Source organism: Pseudomonas sp. B3(2017) (assembly GCF_002113595.1).
Classification (GTDB): Bacteria; Pseudomonadota; Gammaproteobacteria; order Pseudomonadales; family Pseudomonadaceae; genus Aquipseudomonas; species Aquipseudomonas ekonensis.
The window spans coordinates 1-16716 of sequence record NZ_NEIU01000025.1 but is presented as its reverse complement, the minus strand read 5'-3'; the positions used below and the strand labels follow the sequence as shown (position 1 = coordinate 16716).

14 protein-coding genes and 1 rRNA gene are annotated in these 16716 nt (G+C 65.7%); 8 read left to right on the top strand and 7 right to left on the bottom strand.

What is annotated here, in order from left to right; translation table 11 throughout:
- Positions 1 to 69 precede the first annotated feature (69 nt).
- The 4 genes from CAG33_RS25605 (at position 70) to CAG33_RS25590 (ending at position 5332) form a co-directional block, all read left to right on the top strand.
- Complete coding sequence (locus tag CAG33_RS25605; RefSeq protein WP_085641019.1) at positions 70 to 1488, top strand: short-chain fatty acid transporter; 1419 nt, start codon at positions 70 to 72, stop codon at positions 1486 to 1488.
- A gap of 158 nt (positions 1489 to 1646) precedes the next feature.
- The gene (gene acpA, locus CAG33_RS25600; protein WP_085641017.1) at positions 1647 to 3347 is read left to right on the top strand and encodes an acid phosphatase; all 1701 of its coding nucleotides are present in this window, start codon (positions 1647 to 1649) and stop codon (positions 3345 to 3347) included.
- A 116-nt stretch (positions 3348 to 3463) separates the two neighbouring features.
- Positions 3464 to 4636: a hypothetical protein gene (locus CAG33_RS25595; protein ID WP_085641015.1), complete on the top strand. Its 1173-nt coding sequence runs from the start codon at positions 3464 to 3466 to the stop codon at positions 4634 to 4636.
- A 177-nt stretch (positions 4637 to 4813) separates the two neighbouring features.
- Entirely contained in the window at positions 4814 to 5332 is a 519-nt protein-coding gene (locus CAG33_RS25590; RefSeq protein ID WP_085584671.1) for an SET domain-containing protein, read from the top strand.
- Between the two features lie 8 nt (positions 5333 to 5340).
- On the opposite strand, the gene can is transcribed toward CAG33_RS25590, so the two are convergent.
- Positions 5341 to 5985 (bottom strand): carbonate dehydratase, encoded by a 645-nt coding sequence (gene can / locus CAG33_RS25585; RefSeq protein ID WP_085584669.1) that lies wholly within the window; start codon positions 5983 to 5985, stop codon positions 5341 to 5343.
- 147 nt (positions 5986 to 6132) lie between these two features.
- Between can and CAG33_RS25580 the strand changes: the two genes are divergently transcribed.
- The gene (locus CAG33_RS25580) at positions 6133 to 6537 is read left to right on the top strand and encodes a serine kinase/phosphatase (RefSeq protein WP_085584667.1); all 405 of its coding nucleotides are present in this window, start codon (positions 6133 to 6135) and stop codon (positions 6535 to 6537) included.
- Positions 6538 to 6568: 31 nt separating this feature from the next.
- Here the strand turns inward: CAG33_RS25580 and rimI are convergent, their stop codons facing one another.
- Complete coding sequence (gene rimI / locus CAG33_RS25575) at positions 6569 to 7021, bottom strand: ribosomal protein S18-alanine N-acetyltransferase (RefSeq protein WP_085584665.1); 453 nt, start codon at positions 7019 to 7021, stop codon at positions 6569 to 6571.
- On the bottom strand, positions 7014 to 7760 hold the full coding sequence (locus tag CAG33_RS25570; RefSeq protein WP_085641013.1) for an energy transducer TonB: 747 nt from the start codon (positions 7758 to 7760) through the stop codon (positions 7014 to 7016). Before CAG33_RS25570 ends, rimI begins: the two co-directional genes overlap by 8 nt.
- Before the next feature lie 232 nt (positions 7761 to 7992).
- Between CAG33_RS25570 and mksB the strand changes: the two genes are divergently transcribed.
- The 3 genes from mksB to mksF are packed head-to-tail and all read left to right on the top strand — an operon-like array spanning position 7993 to position 12816.
- Complete coding sequence (mksB, locus tag CAG33_RS25565) at positions 7993 to 9288, top strand: Mks condensin complex protein MksB (RefSeq protein ID WP_170930077.1); 1296 nt, start codon at positions 7993 to 7995, stop codon at positions 9286 to 9288.
- Positions 9278 to 9979, top strand: coding sequence for an Mks condensin complex protein MksE (gene mksE / locus CAG33_RS25560; RefSeq protein ID WP_085584659.1), 702 nt, complete (start codon positions 9278 to 9280; stop codon positions 9977 to 9979). The genes mksB and mksE overlap by 11 nt, the downstream gene beginning before the upstream one ends.
- Positions 9976 to 12816: an Mks condensin complex protein MksF gene (gene mksF, locus CAG33_RS25555; RefSeq protein WP_085584657.1), complete on the top strand. Its 2841-nt coding sequence runs from the start codon at positions 9976 to 9978 to the stop codon at positions 12814 to 12816. Before mksE ends, mksF begins: the two co-directional genes overlap by 4 nt.
- A 97-nt stretch (positions 12817 to 12913) precedes the next feature.
- Here the strand turns inward: mksF and CAG33_RS25550 are convergent, their stop codons facing one another.
- From CAG33_RS25550 to rrf, 4 genes are all read right to left on the bottom strand, one after another.
- Complete coding sequence (locus CAG33_RS25550; protein WP_085584655.1) at positions 12914 to 15217, bottom strand: intermembrane transport protein PqiB; 2304 nt, start codon at positions 15215 to 15217, stop codon at positions 12914 to 12916.
- Positions 15210 to 15833: a paraquat-inducible protein A gene (locus CAG33_RS25545; RefSeq protein ID WP_085584653.1), complete on the bottom strand. Its 624-nt coding sequence runs from the start codon at positions 15831 to 15833 to the stop codon at positions 15210 to 15212. The genes CAG33_RS25550 and CAG33_RS25545 overlap by 8 nt, the downstream gene beginning before the upstream one ends.
- A complete protein-coding gene (locus CAG33_RS25540; RefSeq protein ID WP_085584651.1) occupies positions 15820 to 16479 on the bottom strand; it encodes a paraquat-inducible protein A in 660 nt (219 codons plus the stop codon). Before CAG33_RS25540 ends, CAG33_RS25545 begins: the two co-directional genes overlap by 14 nt.
- A 148-nt stretch (positions 16480 to 16627) precedes the next feature.
- Positions 16628 to 16716: ribosomal RNA gene (rrf, locus tag CAG33_RS25535) — 5S ribosomal RNA — on the bottom strand; the annotation flags it as partial.

Below are 16716 nucleotides of genomic sequence, written 5' to 3'. Positions count from 1 at the left end.
AGCCCGCTGCCACAGGGGGCGCGGCGCTTCTGACGGATCACAATAAACATAAGAATCCGAGGTATTCCCGTGGCCGTTGACATCGAAGATAGCCGCTCCGCCCGTTTTGCCCTGCGCTGCTCCAACTTTGCCGAACGCTGGTTTCCCGATTCCTGGGTGTTCGCCGCGCTCGCCGTGATCATCGTGGCCCTGGCCACCCTGGCCATGGGCGCCAAGCCCACCGACGCCGCCATGGCGTTCGGCGACGGGTTCTGGAGCCTGATCCCGTTCACCATGCAGATGGCCTTCGTGGTGATCGGCGGCTATGTGGTCGCCAGCTCGCCGCCCGCCGTGAAACTGATCGACCGCCTGGCGCGGCTGCCCAAGAACGGCCGTTCGGCCGTGGCCTGGGTCGCGCTGATCTCGATGGTCGCCTCGCTGCTCAACTGGGGCCTGTCGTTGGTGTTCGGCGGCTTGCTGGTGCGCGCCCTCGCCCGGCGCAGCGACCTGAAGATGGACTACCGCGCCGCCGGCGCCGCGGCCTACCTGGGCCTCGGCGCGGTATGGGCGCTGGGCCTGTCCTCGTCGGCCGCGCAACTGCAGGCCAACCCCGGCAGCCTGCCGCCGTCGATCCTGTCGATCACCGGGGTGATCCCGTTCACCCAGACCATCTTCCTCTGGCAGTCCGGCGTGATGCTGCTGGCGCTGATCGTGGTGTCGATCATCATCGCCTACGCCACCGCCCCCGGCCCGAACTCCGCCCGCGACGCCCAGGCCTGCGGCATCGACCCGAGCTTCAACCTGCCGCCGCTGCAACCGCGCACCCGCCCCGGCGAGTGGCTGGAACACAGCCCGCTGCTGATCATCGTGCTGGTGCTGCTGGCGGCCGGTTGGCTGTTCCACGAGTTCTCGACCAAGCCTGCGATCACCGCGATCTCCGGGCTGAACACCTACAACTTCCTGTTCATCATGCTCGGCGCGCTGCTGCACTGGCGCCCGCGCAGCTTCCTCGACGCGGTCGCCCGCGCCGTGCCGACCACCACCGGGGTGCTGATCCAGTTCCCGCTGTACGGCTCCATCGCCGCGCTGATGACCACGGTCAAGGGCGCCGACGCCCAGACCCTGGCCCACCACATCTCGACGTTCTTCGTCAGCATCGCCTCCCATGACACCTATGCGCTGCTGATGGGCGTGTACTCGGCGATCCTCGGCTTCTTCATCCCGTCCGGCGGCGGCAAGTGGATCATCGAGGCGCCGTACGTGATGCAGGTGGCCAACGACCTCAAGTACCACTTGGGCTGGGCGGTGCAGATCTACAACGCCGCCGAGGCCCTGCCGAACCTGATCAACCCGTTCTACATGCTGCCGCTGCTGGGCGTGCTGGGGCTGAAGGCGCGGGACTTGATCGGCTTCTCGTTCGTGCAGTTGCTGGTGCACACGCCGTTGGTGCTGGCGTTGCTGTGGGCACTGGGGACGACGCTGGCCTACCTGCCGCCGGCGATGCCGTAACCGGCTCGGCTGGCGGACTCAGGCCTGACGGGGGCGCGGACACACCGCGCTCCCGCTGCGACGGGCCTGGCCTTGCGGACGGTCACCCAACCGTCACATTCCCTTGCTAGCGTCCGCAAGAAACATACTGAAACAATTAAGCAGACACAGGCTTCTAGATGAACGACGACACAAACGACAGCGCCCCGCCCTCCCCCGACCATGACCTTCCTGCCGACACCAGTCGCCGCCGTTTCCTCGGCGGTGTGGCGGTGCTCGGCGCCGGCGCGACGCTGGCGGCCTGCGGCAACCGCAGCGACGGATCGGGCAAGACGGACGAACGTCCGCTGTCGGCGGCCGAACTGGACAAGGCCCTGCAAACCCACGTGAAGACCGTGGTGGTGATCTACGCCGAGAACCGCAGCTTCAACAACCTGTTCGGCGACTTCCCGGGCGTCGAGCGACCGCTGTCGGCCCTCAAGCCCGCCGACTACCAGCAGCGCGACCGCGACGGCAGCCTGCTGCCGGCCCTGCCTCCCGCCTGGGGCGGCATCCTGCAGACCGGCCCGCAGACCCTGGACGGCGTGACGTACCCCACCGCCGTGCAGTTTCAGGAAAACCTGCCCAACGCACCGTTCGCCCTCAAAGGGCCGAACGCCGAAGACTTGCCGCTGGGCCTGGTGACCCGCGACCTGTGGCACGTGTTCTACCAGAACCAGATGCAGATCAACGGCGGCAAGAACGACGGCTTCGTGGCCTGGGCCGACTCCGGCGGCCTGACCATGGGCCACTACGCACAGAGCCGCTATTCCCTGCGCCTGTGGGACGTCGCCCGGGAGTTCGTGCTGTGCGACAACTTCTTCCAGGGCGCTTTCGGCGGCTCCTTCCTCAATCACCAGTACCTGATCAGCGCCACCGTGCCTTTCTATCCGCACGCGGCCGAGTCGGTGGCCAAAGGTCAGATCGCGTCCCTGCAGAGCGACGACCCCGCCGACCCGCGCCTCAAGCCGCTGGAGCAATCCCCGGCCAGCGCCATGACCGGCCCGCCGCAGTTCGGCCCGAGCGCGCTGACGCCGGACGGCTATGCGGTGAACACCCTGGCGCCACCGTACTGGCCCACCTGGATCCGCGACCCGGAGCGGCCGGCCTATTCCAAGCCGGACCTGCCCAACGTCCTGGTGCCCCAGACCCACGAACACATCGGCGACAAGCTCTCCAAGCGCAACATCGACTGGGCCTGGTACGCCGGCGCCTGGCAAGCGACGCTGGATCAGTTCAAGGACTCGGGCGGCATCCCCAAGATCCCGAACTTCCAGTACCACCACCAGCCGTTCAACTACTTCCGCCAGCAGGGGCCCGAGAACCCCGAAGAGCGCGCCCGGCGCCTGCGTGACGCGGGCCTGGGCGACGAGTCGGGCAGCAACCGCTTCTTCGCCGACGCCGAGGCCGGCAAGCTGCCAGCCGTCAGCTTCTACAAGCCCCAGGGCAACCTGAACATGCATGCCGGCTACGCCGACGTGGCCTCCGGCGACCGCCACATCGCCAGGGCCTTGAAGGTGCTGCAGGAAAGTCCGCAATGGAAAAACATGGTGGTGATCGTCACGGTCGACGAGAACGGCGGCTGGTGGGACCACGTCGCGCCGCCCAAGGGCGACCGCTGGGGCCCCGGTTCCCGGGTGCCGGCGCTGGTGGTGTCGCCGTTCGCCCGCAAGGGCACGGTGGACCATACGGTGTACGACACCGCCTCGATCCTGCGCCTGATCACCCGGGTGTTCCGGCTGGAGAAGCTCGACGGGCTCAGGCAACGCGACGAGGCCATGGCCGCCCGGGGCCAGAAACCGCTGGGCGACCTGACCGCCGCCCTGCGTTTTCCGGTCTGAGGAGAGCGCCTGCGGGCGTGCAAAAAAACTCCGTGCGGGCGCTTCTCTGCGCCGTACGGCTGATCCAATATGGCACGCATCCCATCTCCGGGACCCACGCTGAAAAGGATCTGAGCATGTTCAAACTCGCAGGACTCACTCTCGCCGCGCTGACCCTCAGCGCGGCGGCCCACGCCGATGTCGACCTGAAGCTGGGCAGCACCGAACGCGTCACCCGCCTCTTCGCCTACCCCAACAACTGCAGCGTGATCTGTTTCCGCAACTGGACGCTGGAACAGACCGTGTCGCACTACCTGACCCAGAGCGTGCAGCGCGACGGGTACGCCAACGCCAAGGTGCTGGTGAAGACCGACAACGATCAGCTCTACGCCGAGATCAGCGGCGTGCCGCAGGGCTACGACAAGCCGCTGTCCGCCCTGCTGGACGCCGGCGACCTGGCCTACACCGGCGCCAGCAAGCTCAACGCCGACGGCAAGTGGGCGTACAGCTGGTATCTGTTCCTGCCGCTGGGCATGGCCCTGGAGAACCGCAAGAGCGTCGAGCTGCTGCACTTCCCGCCGGACTATTCGCTGACCCAGGCCCAGGACTACCTGCGCTCCAACACCACCGACCGCTGGGCGGCGCTTCTGACCGACAACGGCATCCCCGCCGACCAGACCCCGGCCTACCAGACCATCGTCGACATCGCCCCGATCGCCGCGCCGGCCAGCGCCGGCAAGGATCTGGAAGGCGTCTACGACTACTTCAAGGACTACCAGACCACCATGGTCAAGCAGGTCAGCGTCAGCGCCAACGGCGCCGCGTTGCCGATGGTGGCCTTCGGCGCGCCGGTGCGTAACTGGATCAAGCAGCAGTACGGCCAGACCGTGAACGTGCTGGGCCTGGCGACCATCAGCCCGAGCGACGGCGTGAAGGTGCCGGTGCTGGGCTCCAACCACCCGAGCTACATCTGGTACGCGGCGGATCCGGAAACCTACACCGGCGACGACGCCCAGGCCAAGGCCGACGCGGCCGGCCTGAAGGTGATGGGCCAGGACCTGAGCGCCGCCTGCTGGCAGGCGGGCATGGGCAGCAAGCCGGGCAGCGATCCGAAGACCCTGCTCGACAGTTGCACCCAGACCTGGCAAGTCACGCAGAAGGTCAAGACCTGCGAGCTGTTCTACACCTCGATCCGCAACCTCACCCCGGAGCAGGCGGCGGCCAAGTGCGCCACCGCGCCGGTCAAGACGCAGCTCAAGGCCCTGAAGGAACCGTTGCCGGCCACCGCCCAACCCGCCCCGCACCTGTAAGGCACGCTCGACGCCCCTTGTGTCAGCCAGGGCTGACGCAAGGATGCGTCCATTTCGCCTGTCAGATCTGACAGTAGACCTGCCGGGCCGCTCGCGAGAACATTGAGCCAATCAGCGAAACAGTACCGACAGGACGTCGGTTTTGAGGAATCAACACGACCATCGACAGGGACAGTTATGAACCGTTGCGTCGTCCAACGACCCGTGCCGCGCGACACGGAAGGCATCTATCCGTTCGCGGGGCTGCCGGTCCGCCTAGGCTTTCCCTCCCGGCACGACTTCGAGATCGTCCACGATCCCCAAGGCCTGCCCTCGGCCGTCGTGGCGCGCAAGGGATTCCTGCGCATCAGCCGCATGTGCCGGATCTCGGGGCAACTGCTGCCCTACCGCTGCCGGCAGACCCGGCAGTTGCTGCCGGACGTGCATCTGTATGACCCGAGATTCTGCGGGTTGATCGGACATGCCTGCGACCCGAACGTGTTCCTGGACATGAGCGAACTGTGGCTGTGGGCGCTCAGGGACATCGCGCCGGGCGAGCGGCTCACGGTCGATCTGGCCGCCACCGAAAGCAAGGTGCTGCACCAGTTCGCCTGCGGCTGCGGCGCCCCGCGCTGCCGCGGCTGGATCACCGGGTTCGACGAACCGCCGAACCCGCAAGGCCAGCGCTTCCTGCAGGACTGGAGGCGCCGGCGCTGATCACGCCGTCACGGCGCCCCGACCGGACGCAGGCGGTATTGCGGCGGCAGTTGCTCGAAACCGCTGATGGTGGTGTTCAGGCTTTTCCAGCGACCGTCCTTGATGCCGTAGATGCAGCCGTGCACCGACAGGCTCTGGCCGCGGTGCCAGGCGTTCTGCACGATGCTGGTGTGGGCGACGTTGGCCACCTGCTGGATCACGTTGAGTTCGCACAGGCGGTCGACCTGCTCTTCCTCGGTCGCCAGCTTGGCGATCTCTTCGCGCTTCTCGTAGTACAGGTCGCGGATCGAACGCAGCCAGCCGTCGATCAGGCCGAACTGGCGATCCTGCATCGAGGCCCGCACACCGCCGCAGCCGTAGTGGCCGGTCACCAGGATGTGCTTGACCTTGAGCACGTCCACCGCGTACTGGATCACCGACAGGCAGTTGAGGTCGGTGTGCAGTACCACGTTGGCGACGTTGCGGTGCACGAACAGATCGCCCGGCAGCATGCCGACGATCTCGTTGGCCGGCACCCGTGCGTCGGAGCAGCCGATCCACAGATACTCCGGCGTCTGCTGGCGGGCCAGCTTGGCGAAGAAATCCGGGTCTTCCTTGGTGATCGCGTCAGCCCAACGCTCGTTGTTATCAATCAGGTCTTGTAAGTCATGCATGCTGTAAGGCCTCAAGAAAGATGCGTGGGTGTGACAGTCGACCGCCGGTCGGGGTCACGGATGCGCGGCAAGTGTTTTCATCGGAATTTCTCGGGTGCCCGGTGAGTCCACCCAGATAAGGCCCATAGCATAGTACGAGGAATTGCCATGAACGACTCACGACGCCCCTTCGACGCAGCGCAGCCGGCGCCGATCGATGATACCCAAGACCGCATGGGGTCGGTGCACGAGCTGGATTTCGACGACGAACAGCCGGACGCCAAGATCGGCGACGAACTGCCGCCCCGGGAGCGCGAACAGCTGATGCCCCGCCAGCGGGTGCGTGAAGCGGGCATGACCGGTGCTTCCGTCGGCGACCATCAGCCCACCGACGATGACCTGAGCCCGGAGACCCTGATCCGCGAAGACGGCGCCAGGGATGCCCATGAGGCCGGTCGGGACGATCCGGCGGACTGGGACTTGAGCATCGTCGACAGCCGGGACATCGGCGCCGGCGACGGGCCGGACGAGGCGGAACTGGCCAGGCGCGACCCGCTGGACCGCAAGCGCTGAGACCGTGCAGGCCTTGTGCGGCCAGAGGGGATCAGTCGACCAGCGTGCAGACCATCACCACGGCGTCCTCGCGTCCGCCCACCGCCGGGTAGTAGTCCCGGCGCCGGCCGACCTCGTTGAAGCCGTAGCGCTCGTACAGGCGAAACGCCGCGGTGTTGCTGTCGCGCACCTCCAGGAAACACTCCCGCGCCTCGGCCGCGTAGGCTCGGGACATCAGGTGCTCCAGCAGTTTGAGCCCCAGGCCGCGGCCCTGGTTCTCGGGCTTGACCGTGATGTTCAGCAGGTGCGCCTCGTCCAGGATGATCTGGACGACGCCGTGACCGACCTGCTGCTGGCCTTCGAACATCAGCCAGATCTGGTACTTGCCCAGACCGTCGAGAAAGATCCCGCGGGTCCACGGGTGGCTGTACGCCGCGTATTCGATCTTCAGCACAGCGTCCAGGTCCGCCTCGGTCATCGGGCGGAACGATACAGCGTCACTCATTCGATTCTTTCCAGCGCGCCATCAGCCGGCGCATGGCTTGCCACACGGCGCCCTTGCGCTGCGGCTCTTCCATCAACAGTTCCAGGCCCGGCAACGCCCAGGCCGGGCCGAGCCCTTCGATCTGCAGTTCGCGGTTGAACGCCTCGGCGTCCGCCTCGCCGGCAAACCGCACCGCCGGCAGACCGATCAGCCACACAAACGCACACGGCGCTTCTTCCATGCGCACCGACAGGAACCCCTGGACGAAATCCCGGGCAGCCTCCGGCCCCTGATCCATCGAACTGCGCACCAGCAGCGGCCAGCGCACCGGCTCGCCGACGATCTGCGGGGCGTCCGGCAGGCCGGCGGCGCGCAGCATGTCCTTGAGCAGCAGGTAGGCCGGATCCCGGGACTGGAACGGCTCGCCGGTGGGCAGCTCGACCAGCAGGAAGCACCGCCCGGCCCGCAGCAGCTGCAGGGCGAAACGCGGCGGCGGCACCGGTGCGGGACGCACGACCGGCGCCGCCTCCTCGGCGTCCTCCACCGGTTTGGCGGCAGGACGGCCGGCGGCCGGCGTCGGGCGCGGCACTTCGATCTTCACCCGCTCGGCCGCACGCGGGGCCGATTGCGCCGGGGCCGAGGCCGCAGAGGCCGGCAGATCCGGCACGACGGCCTCGGGTTCAGGCGCCTCCAGCAACTCGGGCCGCGACGGCGCGGCAAAGGGCAATTCGGTGCGCGGCAGCCAATTGACCACCTGCATGGCGTTCAGATAGGCGCGGCGGCGGGACTCGATAAGCAAGGGTCGGCCACTTGTGGATAACTTAAAGTGCGCTGATTCTACCGCCCTTCGCTCAAGATCGCTTGCTGTTGATCGATAGCCTTGACCGGTGTCCGTTCACCAAAGAATGCGACAGCCCGTCCCGAGAATGAATCGCACCGCGCGCGATGCAGTACAATCGCGGCTTTTATCCGCCAACCAGCCGGCCATTCCGATGATCGAACCCAAGCGCGTCTTGCGCGCCCTCGCTGAACACTGGGCACTTCTGGAGCCACTGTGCGAGCACTTCGACCAAGGCACCCTGAGCCTCAACGAACTGCGCACGCAACTGGCCGCCCAGCAACTGGAAAGCACGCCGCAGGACATCACCCACCTGCTCGACGTGTGGATCCGCCTCGACATTCTGGTGCCCGTGGCCAAAAGCCCGAACCGTTTCGAGCTCAACGCGCAGATCCACGACTTCCTCGCCTACCTGCGCCGTGAACACCGCCTGGGCCTGTGCCTGGAGATCGAAGCCTACCTGCGCCACCTCGAACGCCTGGCCGGCTACATCCAGGACGCCTTCGAGATCCGCGACGGCAACGACCTCGCCCGTCAGCTGCGCCTGCTCGACATGCGCGTGCGCGACGTCCTGAAGAAGCTCGACAACGACGAGCAGGCCCTGGTGGCCGTGGCCGAACGGGCCAAGACCAGCGACCGGCAGATCCCGCTGCGCCAGCGCTACGCCGAAGTGCTGGCGACCTGGGACGAGTACGTCGAGCCGATGATCGACCTGGTCAACGCCGACGGCGCCTTCGAACAGGGCGTGCGCAAGGTCGAGACCGTGCTGCTCAAGATGCTCAGCGAACAGCAGCGCCTGGGCCACCTGGTCGACGACGACATGCTGCTGCGCACCCACGCGCGCATCCTCGAAATGCAGACCAGCGCCCAGCTCACCCTGCGCCACGCCCGGGAACTGCTGCTGCCGCTGCGCGAAGAGGCCCGCCGGCACAACGCCGTGACCCGCGGCGCCGCCCTCGCCCTGGCGGCGATCCGGCGCAAGGGTCTCGACGCCGTGCCGCAGGCGGCGATGCCGCTGTTCACCCGTCCGCAGAGCACGTTCCTGGGCAGCGCCAGCCAGGTCGAGGCCTACGTGTACGCCCTCGCCCGCTTCGAGCCGAAACCGGCGCGCTTCCCCAAGGCCCACAAGACCGCCAAGGGCGGCGACGCCCCGCGGGCGCCGCGCACCGTGCGCGAAATGGTCGACCGCTGCGAAGAAGCCCTGCCGATGCCGGATCTGATGAACTGGCTGCTGGAGCAGGAACCGGACGGCGCCACCGACGAACTGCTCTACTGGTTCTCGCGCCTGTCGCGGGAGAAACGCTTCAAGCGCGAGCGTCTGGAGCGCCGCGAATACCACACTCACGAGCACCGGGTCAGCCTGCGCTCCTTCGCCCTGCTCTCGGCCCGCGACACCGCCGCCGAGGATGCTGCGAGCCCCCTCTCTGCAGGTACTTCTCATGCATCTTGATCTATCCGAACTGTCCCAACTCGCGCCGATCTTCCGCGAACTGTTCAAGGGCTACCACGTCAGCCGCCGCGATCCGGAACTGTACGCGCAACTGTCCAACTTCCAGGACCAGTACCGCACGCTGTTCAAGGCCCTGGGCTTCGAACTGGTCTGCGACACCCGCGGCTTCTACTACTTCGTGCCGGACATGGCCGCCGCCGCGGTGAACAAGACCGCCCAGCGCCTGGCGCTGTTCACCTTCATCCTCGTCGAGCACCTGGCCGACCAGGGCCGCGACCCGATCGCCGTGCTCGACGGCGGCAGCCTCGGCCGCGAGGAACTGCCGTCGCTGCTGGAAAAGTACCGCGACCTGTTCATCCAGGCCGAAGTGCAGACCCAGGACGAACTCGAAGAGAAGATCATGCGCCGCATGACCCAGCTCGGCTTCGCCAGCGAAGAGAACGGCGTGTACCGCTTCCTGCCGCCGATGCACCGTTTCCTCGACGTGTGCCTGTCGGTGCAGCAGGACCGCGACCTGGCGGCCAGCGTCCACAGCGTCCTGCCGCTGCCGGCGCCGGTGCTGATCGACGCCGCGGCCGAAGCGAAGTTTCTGGCCACCGACGACCCGCTTGACCTGTCCGAATTCGAGGACGAAAGCGAAGAAGACGCACTGGCCCGGGCCATTGCCGAAGAACAGGAGTATGGCGAATGAGCCAGGAACGCTACGGCATCCGCCGCTTTGCCCTTTTGAACACCGCCGGCTACAGCCTGGGCCTGTTCCCGCTGGAAGAGCCGCTGTCGGTCTACGGCGCGAACAACCTCGGCAAGTCCGCCTCGATCAACGCCTTGCAGTTCCCGATCCTGGCGCGCATGTCGGACATGAGCTTCGGCAAGTACAGCCTGGAGCAGTCGCGGCGCTTCTACTTCGCCTCGGACACCAGCTACATCCTCGTCGAAGTCAACCTGCCCCACGGCCCCCACGTGATCGGCGTGGCCGGTCGCGGCCCGGGCGGCGGCTTCGGCCACCAGTTCTTCGCCTACGCCGGCAAGCTCGACCTGGCCCACTACCAGAAAGACGACACCTGCCTGCGCCAGAAGGAGCTGTTCAGCAACCTTGAGCGCGAAGGCCTCAAAGCCTACGAGCTCAAGCCCGACGAACTGCGTCGCCTGCTGGTCGGCGGCCATACGTCGATCCCGCTCGACCTGACCCTGATCCCGCTGCGCTCCACCAACGAGCAAAGCCTGAAGACCTTCCGCGCCCTGTTCATCAACCTGCTGCACATGCGCGAAATCACCGCAGCCAAGCTCAAGCAACTGTTCCTCGACGCGTTCGAGCACAGCCTGCGCTCCGGCAGCGTCGACTACATCGCCGCCTGCGAAGAAGCCTTCCGCGATGTGCGCCGCATGGAACAGGACTACAACTCGCTGGTGGCCGCCGGCCCGCTGGTCGAGGCCCTGGCCAACGGCGTCAAGCAGCGCGACGTGTTGCGCGGCAAGCTGCATCGCCTGTCGCCGCTGCTCGACTCGCTGCTCGGCACCTGGTCGGACTACGCCAACGCGCGCAAGGAAGAGCTGACGATCCAGGCCGAACACTACCGCCGCGAGCAGGACGACCTGCAGAACGACCAGCGCGGCGGCACCCAGGAACTGATGCGCCTGGAGCGGGAAATCACCGGCATCCAGCGCTGGCTCGGTGAGCTGTCGGTGCTCAAGCACCGCTTTGCGTTGGTCGACGACGTCAAGGTGCTGGAGCAGCAGCTGCTGGCCGCCAAGGACGCCCACGACGAACTGGCCGGCGCCCTGGCGCAGTCCCGTCAGTTCAGCGCCGAAGATCTGGAAGAGCGCCTGCGCGATCTGGAGAAGCGCCTGAAGTCGGTGAAGCAGCAACTCGACCACGCCGACAACAACAGCTACGCCCGCCTGCGCGAAGAGTTCTCCCAGCAGGACGTCGAACGCCTGATGCGCCTGTTCAACAGTGCGCTGTTCAGCCTGCCGCTGGGCGAACACGGCATCGCGCTGGACGACGCCGGAGAATGGGTCAAGTCCGTGGAACTGATCCTCGACGGCTTCAAGGGCGAGCGCTTCGAGGTGCCGGGCCTGTCCATCGACATCTCGCACATCGAACCGCCGGCCCTCCAGGCCCTGGCCGACCGCGCCGCGCTGCGCGACCAGAAGGAGCGTCTGGAAAAAGAGCTCAAGCAACTCAAGACCCAGCAGGCCGTGGCCGCCGACCGCGCCGCGAGCAAGACCCAGACCGAAGCGCTGTACCAGCAGGTGCTGGACGCGCAGAAGGCGCTGGAAGACTTCCGCCGCACCCAGACCCTGAGCGCCGAGGAAGGCGACAAGCTTGAGCAACTGGCGCAGATGGAAGCCGCCCAGGACGAGCTCAAGCGCTCCAGCGACGCGTTCACCGAACGCGTCCAGCAGCTGTCGGCCAAGCTGCAGCTGGTCGGCCGGCAGATCGCCGACATGGAAGCCAAGCAACGCACCCTCGACGACGCCCTGCGCCGCCGTCAGTTGCTGCCGGCGGATCTGCCGTTCGGCACGCCGTTCATGGATCCGGTCGACGATTCGATGGACAACCTGCTGCCGCTGCTCAACGACTACCAGGACAGCTGGCAGGGCCTGCTGCGCTGCGACGGCCAGATCGAAGCGCTGTACGCCCAGGTGCGCCTCAAGGGCGTGGCCAAGTTCGACAGCGAAGACGACATGGAGCGCCGCCTGCAGCTGCTGATCAACGCCTACGCGCACCGCACCGACGAAGCCCTCACCTTGGGCAAGGCGCGGCGCGCGGCGGTCACCGACATCGCCCGTACCCTGCGCAACATCCGCAGCGACTACGACAGCCTCGAACACCAGTTGGCGCTGTTCAACCGCGAGATCAACAAGCGTCAGGTGTCCAACCTGCAAAGCTTCCGCATCGTGCTGGCACCGAACAAGGAAGCGCTCAAGCACATCGACCAGATCATCCACAGCGCCGGCCAGTACGAGGAAGGCGAGACCCTGTCGGTGTTCGACCTGAGCCAGAGCGCCGAGCAGGACAACAAGAACGAAGAGGCCAAGGAATACCTGGCGCGGCTGGTGGCGGCCAACCACAACCAGCTCGGCCTCAAGGACTTGTTCGAACTGGCGTTCGAGATCACCAAGGTCAACGGCCAGCCGGTGATCCACACCGACATCGACGGTGCGGCGTCCAACGGCACCACCATGACCATCAAGGCGCTGACCAACATGTACCTGTTGCTGCACTTGATGGACCGCGACCTGGCCGGCCGCGTGCGTCTGCCGTACTACCTCGACGAGGCGGCGGACATCGACGAGAAGAACCAGGCCGCGCTGCTGGAGACCAGCCTGCAGCTGGGCTTCGTGCCGATCCTGGCGAGCGTGAAGCCGCAGGTCTGCGCCAGTGTCGCCATCGACCTGGAAGGCGGCAGCGGCCCGGCGGGGATCTACATCGACGAGGCGGACTGGAAGTACATCCGCCGTCACGACGTGGTGAAGGCCACCCTCAACGCGCAAGCCGACGAGCCGGAGCTGGACGCGGTCTGATCCGCGTGGGCTGAAGGCAAAACAAAGGGCCGCGATCCAATGGATCGCGGCCCTTTTTCTTGGCCTGGGATTTTCAGTGCCGGCGCCTACGCATAGGTCACTTGCCGAGCGGAATCTTCGGCGCCCAGGTCAGCCACTCGTCCTCGAACTTGTCGAACAGCGGGAACGTCTGCTCCGCACGGGCCGGGCTGCCCATCCGCTCGCCGTCCGGCGTGGCGAAGGCGATGCCGCCCTGGATCAGGGTCTCCAGCGACTCGGTGCGCACCGTCACGCCCTTGAACAGACCGTAATCGAAGCCCAGGCCGCTGGTGTTCCAGAACCGCGTGCCGCTGCGCACCAACGGCGCGTACTTCGGCTCGATCAGGATGTGCACCAGCACCCGGTCCGCCGTCTGCCCCAGCTCGTAACCGGTGACTTTGCCCACCGTGATCTCGCGGTAGGTCACCGGCACGCCAGGCTTGAGCGAGCCCCGGCGGGCGGCGCTCAGCACCAGGCTCAGCCCCGGCTCCTGTTTCGCCGCTTCCGGCGGGCTGGCCAGCGCCACGAAGTTTTTCTGCGGCCCGAGGCTCTTCGCCGCCGGCTGCACTTCCAGGTATTGGCCGGTGACCAGGGTCTCCAGGTTGGAGGTCTTGATCAGCCCCAGCTCCGGCTTGACCACCCAGAACTGACTGCCGACCCGGGCGATGCGCTCCGGCACTTCGGTGATGCGGGCAGTCAGGATCACCGACTGCAGGTCGTCCGTCAGGTCGACGCTCTCGACCTTGCCGACATCCAACCCCTTGAAGCGGATCGGCGTGCCGCTGCGTAACCCGTCGGCGCGGTCGACCTTGATCGTCACCACCTCGCCTTTCTGGTTCGCCTCGTCATGGTTGGCGAACAGACGGAAACGCGGAATGCGCTTCTGCAGCGGTGCCTTGGCCTGCGGCGTCTCGAATGCGATGCCGCCGGCCATCAGGCTCTGCAGGGATTCGCTCTTGACCTGGATGCCGCTGGTCAAGCCGCCCGTCAGCGTGACGCCGCTGGCGTTCCAGAAACGGGTGGAGGCGTTGACCAGGTTTTCGTATTCCTTCTCGATGTGCACGCCGATGACCAATTGCTTCTTGGTCTTGGAGAACTGATAGCTCTGCACCGAACCGACCTTGACTTGCTTGTAGAGCACCGGGCTGCCGACCTCCAGCGAGCCCAGGTTGTCGGTGAACAGCACCAGGTGCAGGCCCGGCGCCCGCAGGTCGAGCGGCGGCGCCTTCGGCCGGGCCTCGAACTCGCGCTGCGGCGCCGCACCCTTGTCGCCCGGGCGCACAGCGATGTAGTTGCCTTTAACCAACGCTTCCAGGCCGGTGATGCCGGCCAGGGAAATCGACGGTTTGACCACCCAGAACTGAGTGCCGGCCACCAGATAGTCCTCGGCCAGCGGGTCGAGGGTCAGTTCAGCGGTGGCGGTGGACAGGTCAGGATCGATCTTCAGCGCCTTGAGATTGCCGACCTGGATGCCCTTGTACATCACCGGCGTACGGCCGGCCTGCAAACCTTCGTAGTCGCTGAGCTTGACCTTCACCCGGATCCCGGCGGCCGCGGCGTCGAAGTCCTCGTAGAGGCGGAACGGCAGGCTCGGGTCGGTGGGCGGGCTGTCCTTGCGGTTCTCCGGGGTGGCGAACGCGATGCCGCCGGCGACGATGCTGGCCAGGGATTCGCTGCGCACCTTCACGCCTGACAGGTTGGCGTCGATGCTGATGCCGCTGGCGTTCCAGAACCGCGTGTGCTTGCGCACCAGTTTGGCGTAGGCCGGTTCGATGAACACTTTGAGCTCGACGGTGTTCTGGTCTTCGGACAGCAGGTAGCTTTTGATCTGGCCGACCTTGATCTGCTTGTAGAACACCGGGCTGCCACGGTCCAGCGAGCCAAGGCGATCCGCCTTGATGGTCAAGTGCAGGCCCGGCTGGGAATCGGACAGCGGCGGCTCTTCGGCCAGGGCCGTGAACTTGCGGGTCGGCTCGCCTTCTCCCGGGCTGATGGCCACGTAGTTGCCGGACACCAGGGTCTCGAGGCCGGTGATGCCGGCCAGGCTCACGCTCGGCTTGACCAGCCAGAAACGGGTGCTGGTCTTGAGGTACTGTCCGACATCCTTGTTCATCTCGATCGTGGCGATCACGCCTTTGGAGTTGCCTTCGTCGTCGAGCTTTAGGGCCTTCACCTTGCCGACCGTCATGCCTTTGTAAAACACTTCGGTCTTGTTGGCCTGAATGCCCTCGCCGCTTTCGAAGCGCACCTGAATCTCGATGCCGGTCTCGTTGTAGGCACGCCAGCCGAGCCAACCGCCGATGATCAGGGCGATCAGGGGCAGCACCCAAATGGCGGACCAGTTCGAGGCCGGTCGGGTTTTCGCTACAGGCAAATCAGTCATGGTCGGCATCCGACTCCGTGTTGTCCCAAATCAGTCGGGGATCGAAAGTGACAGCGGCGAGCATCGTCAGGATCACCACACTGGCGAAGGCGACGGCGCCGAGATTGGCTTCGACGCTGGCGAGCCGGCCGAAGTTGACGACCGCCACCAGGATGGCGATCACGAAAATGTCGAGCATCGACCAGCGGCCGATGAACTCGATGAAGCGGTACATCCAGATCCGCTGACGTGCGGACAACGGCTGGTGCCGCTGCACGGAAAACAGCAGCAGGGCGATGCCCACCAGCTTGAACGTCGGCACCAGGATGCTGGCGATGAACACCACCGCCGCGATCGGGATCATCCCGTGCTGCACCAGTTGGATCACGCCGGACATGATCGTGGCGGGCTCGCCTTGGCCCAACGCGCTGACGGTCATGATCGGCAACACGTTGGCCGGGATGTAGATGATGGCGGCCGTGATCAACAACGCCCAAGTACGCACGAGGCTGTTCGGACGCCGGGCGTGGACCTGCGCTCCGCAACGCGTGCACGTCTGCTCATCGGTGCCGGCCTCCTGCCTGTTCAGTTCATGGCATTCGGCACAGATCAGAATGCCTGCATCAATCGCCCGCATGGGCATCCTCTCCTGATAACGCCTGCCAGATTTGATGCGGTGACATCACCACCTCCAGCCAGACCTGAACCAACAGCAAACCGATGAAGCACATCAGGCCGAGACCGACGGTGATCGCCGCCATGTCCGCCAACTTGACGATCGCCACCAGCACGCCCATGAGGTACACCTCCAGCATTCCCCAGTCCCGCATGTGGTGATAGATCCGATAGAGCAGCAGGCCATAACTGCGTCCGACATTGAAGCGGATCGTCAGCAGCACCATCAATTGGCACAACAGCTTGAGCAGCGGAATCGCCATGCTGCACAGGAACACGACGATCGAGACGCCGCGCATGTCGGTGTCGAAAAGACCGACGACGCCGCTCCAGACCGTGTCCTGCGATGATTGCCCGAGTACATTGAGCTGCATGATGGGCAGAAAGTTCGCCGGCACATAAAGCAATAGCGCCGCCACAACCAGGGCGAGGCTGCGCTGCACCACGTTGTGGCGATGGGCGTACAGTTCGTAGCCGCAGCGAGGGCAAAGGGCTTTCTCGCCATGGGCAAGTTTCGGCTTGCGCATCAGCAAGTCGCACTCATGGCAGGCCACCAAGTCATCCAGCGGTAAATCTGACAGCCCGGGGGCGTCAACCGAATCAGACATAAGGGCACTGGCTCCGAAAAAGAGGGGTCTATTTTAGTGTTCTTATTCGAAAATAACTGTGCAAATTTGTTCTGCGTACGCTAACAAAACTTTCCTGCGGGCAAAACAAAACCCCAACCGCTTTCGCAGTTGGGGTTTCGGAATTTAATCTTGACGATGACCTACTCTCACATGGGGAAACCCCACACTACCATCGGCGATGCATCGTTTCACTTCTGAGTTCGGGATGGGATCAGG

Bases quoted from the DNA above. Each gene is read 5' to 3' on its own strand.
- CAG33_RS25570 (WP_085641013.1), bottom strand. From the start codon at position 7,760: ATGCAGGTGGTCAATTGGCTGCCGCGCACCGAATTGCCCTTTGCCGCG.
- CAG33_RS25545 (WP_085584653.1), bottom strand. From the start codon at position 15,833: ATGCGGGCGATTGATGCAGGCATTCTGATCTGTGCCGAATGCCATGAA.
- CAG33_RS25580 (WP_085584667.1), top strand. From the start codon at position 6,133: ATGAACGACTCACGACGCCCCTTCGACGCAGCGCAGCCGGCGCCGATC.
- acpA (WP_085641017.1), top strand. From the start codon at position 1,647: ATGAACGACGACACAAACGACAGCGCCCCGCCCTCCCCCGACCATGAC.
- mksE (WP_085584659.1), top strand. From the start codon at position 9,278: ATGCATCTTGATCTATCCGAACTGTCCCAACTCGCGCCGATCTTCCGC.
- CAG33_RS25540 (WP_085584651.1), bottom strand. From the start codon at position 16,479: ATGTCTGATTCGGTTGACGCCCCCGGGCTGTCAGATTTACCGCTGGAT.
- CAG33_RS25590 (WP_085584671.1), top strand. From the start codon at position 4,814: ATGAACCGTTGCGTCGTCCAACGACCCGTGCCGCGCGACACGGAAGGC.
- mksF (WP_085584657.1), top strand. From the start codon at position 9,976: ATGAGCCAGGAACGCTACGGCATCCGCCGCTTTGCCCTTTTGAACACC.
- CAG33_RS25595 (WP_085641015.1), top strand. From the start codon at position 3,464: ATGTTCAAACTCGCAGGACTCACTCTCGCCGCGCTGACCCTCAGCGCG.
- can (WP_085584669.1), bottom strand. From the start codon at position 5,985: ATGCATGACTTACAAGACCTGATTGATAACAACGAGCGTTGGGCTGAC.
- rimI (WP_085584665.1), bottom strand. From the start codon at position 7,021: ATGAGTGACGCTGTATCGTTCCGCCCGATGACCGAGGCGGACCTGGAC.
- mksB (WP_170930077.1), top strand. From the start codon at position 7,993: ATGATCGAACCCAAGCGCGTCTTGCGCGCCCTCGCTGAACACTGGGCA.
- CAG33_RS25550 (WP_085584655.1), bottom strand. From the start codon at position 15,217: ATGACTGATTTGCCTGTAGCGAAAACCCGACCGGCCTCGAACTGGTCC.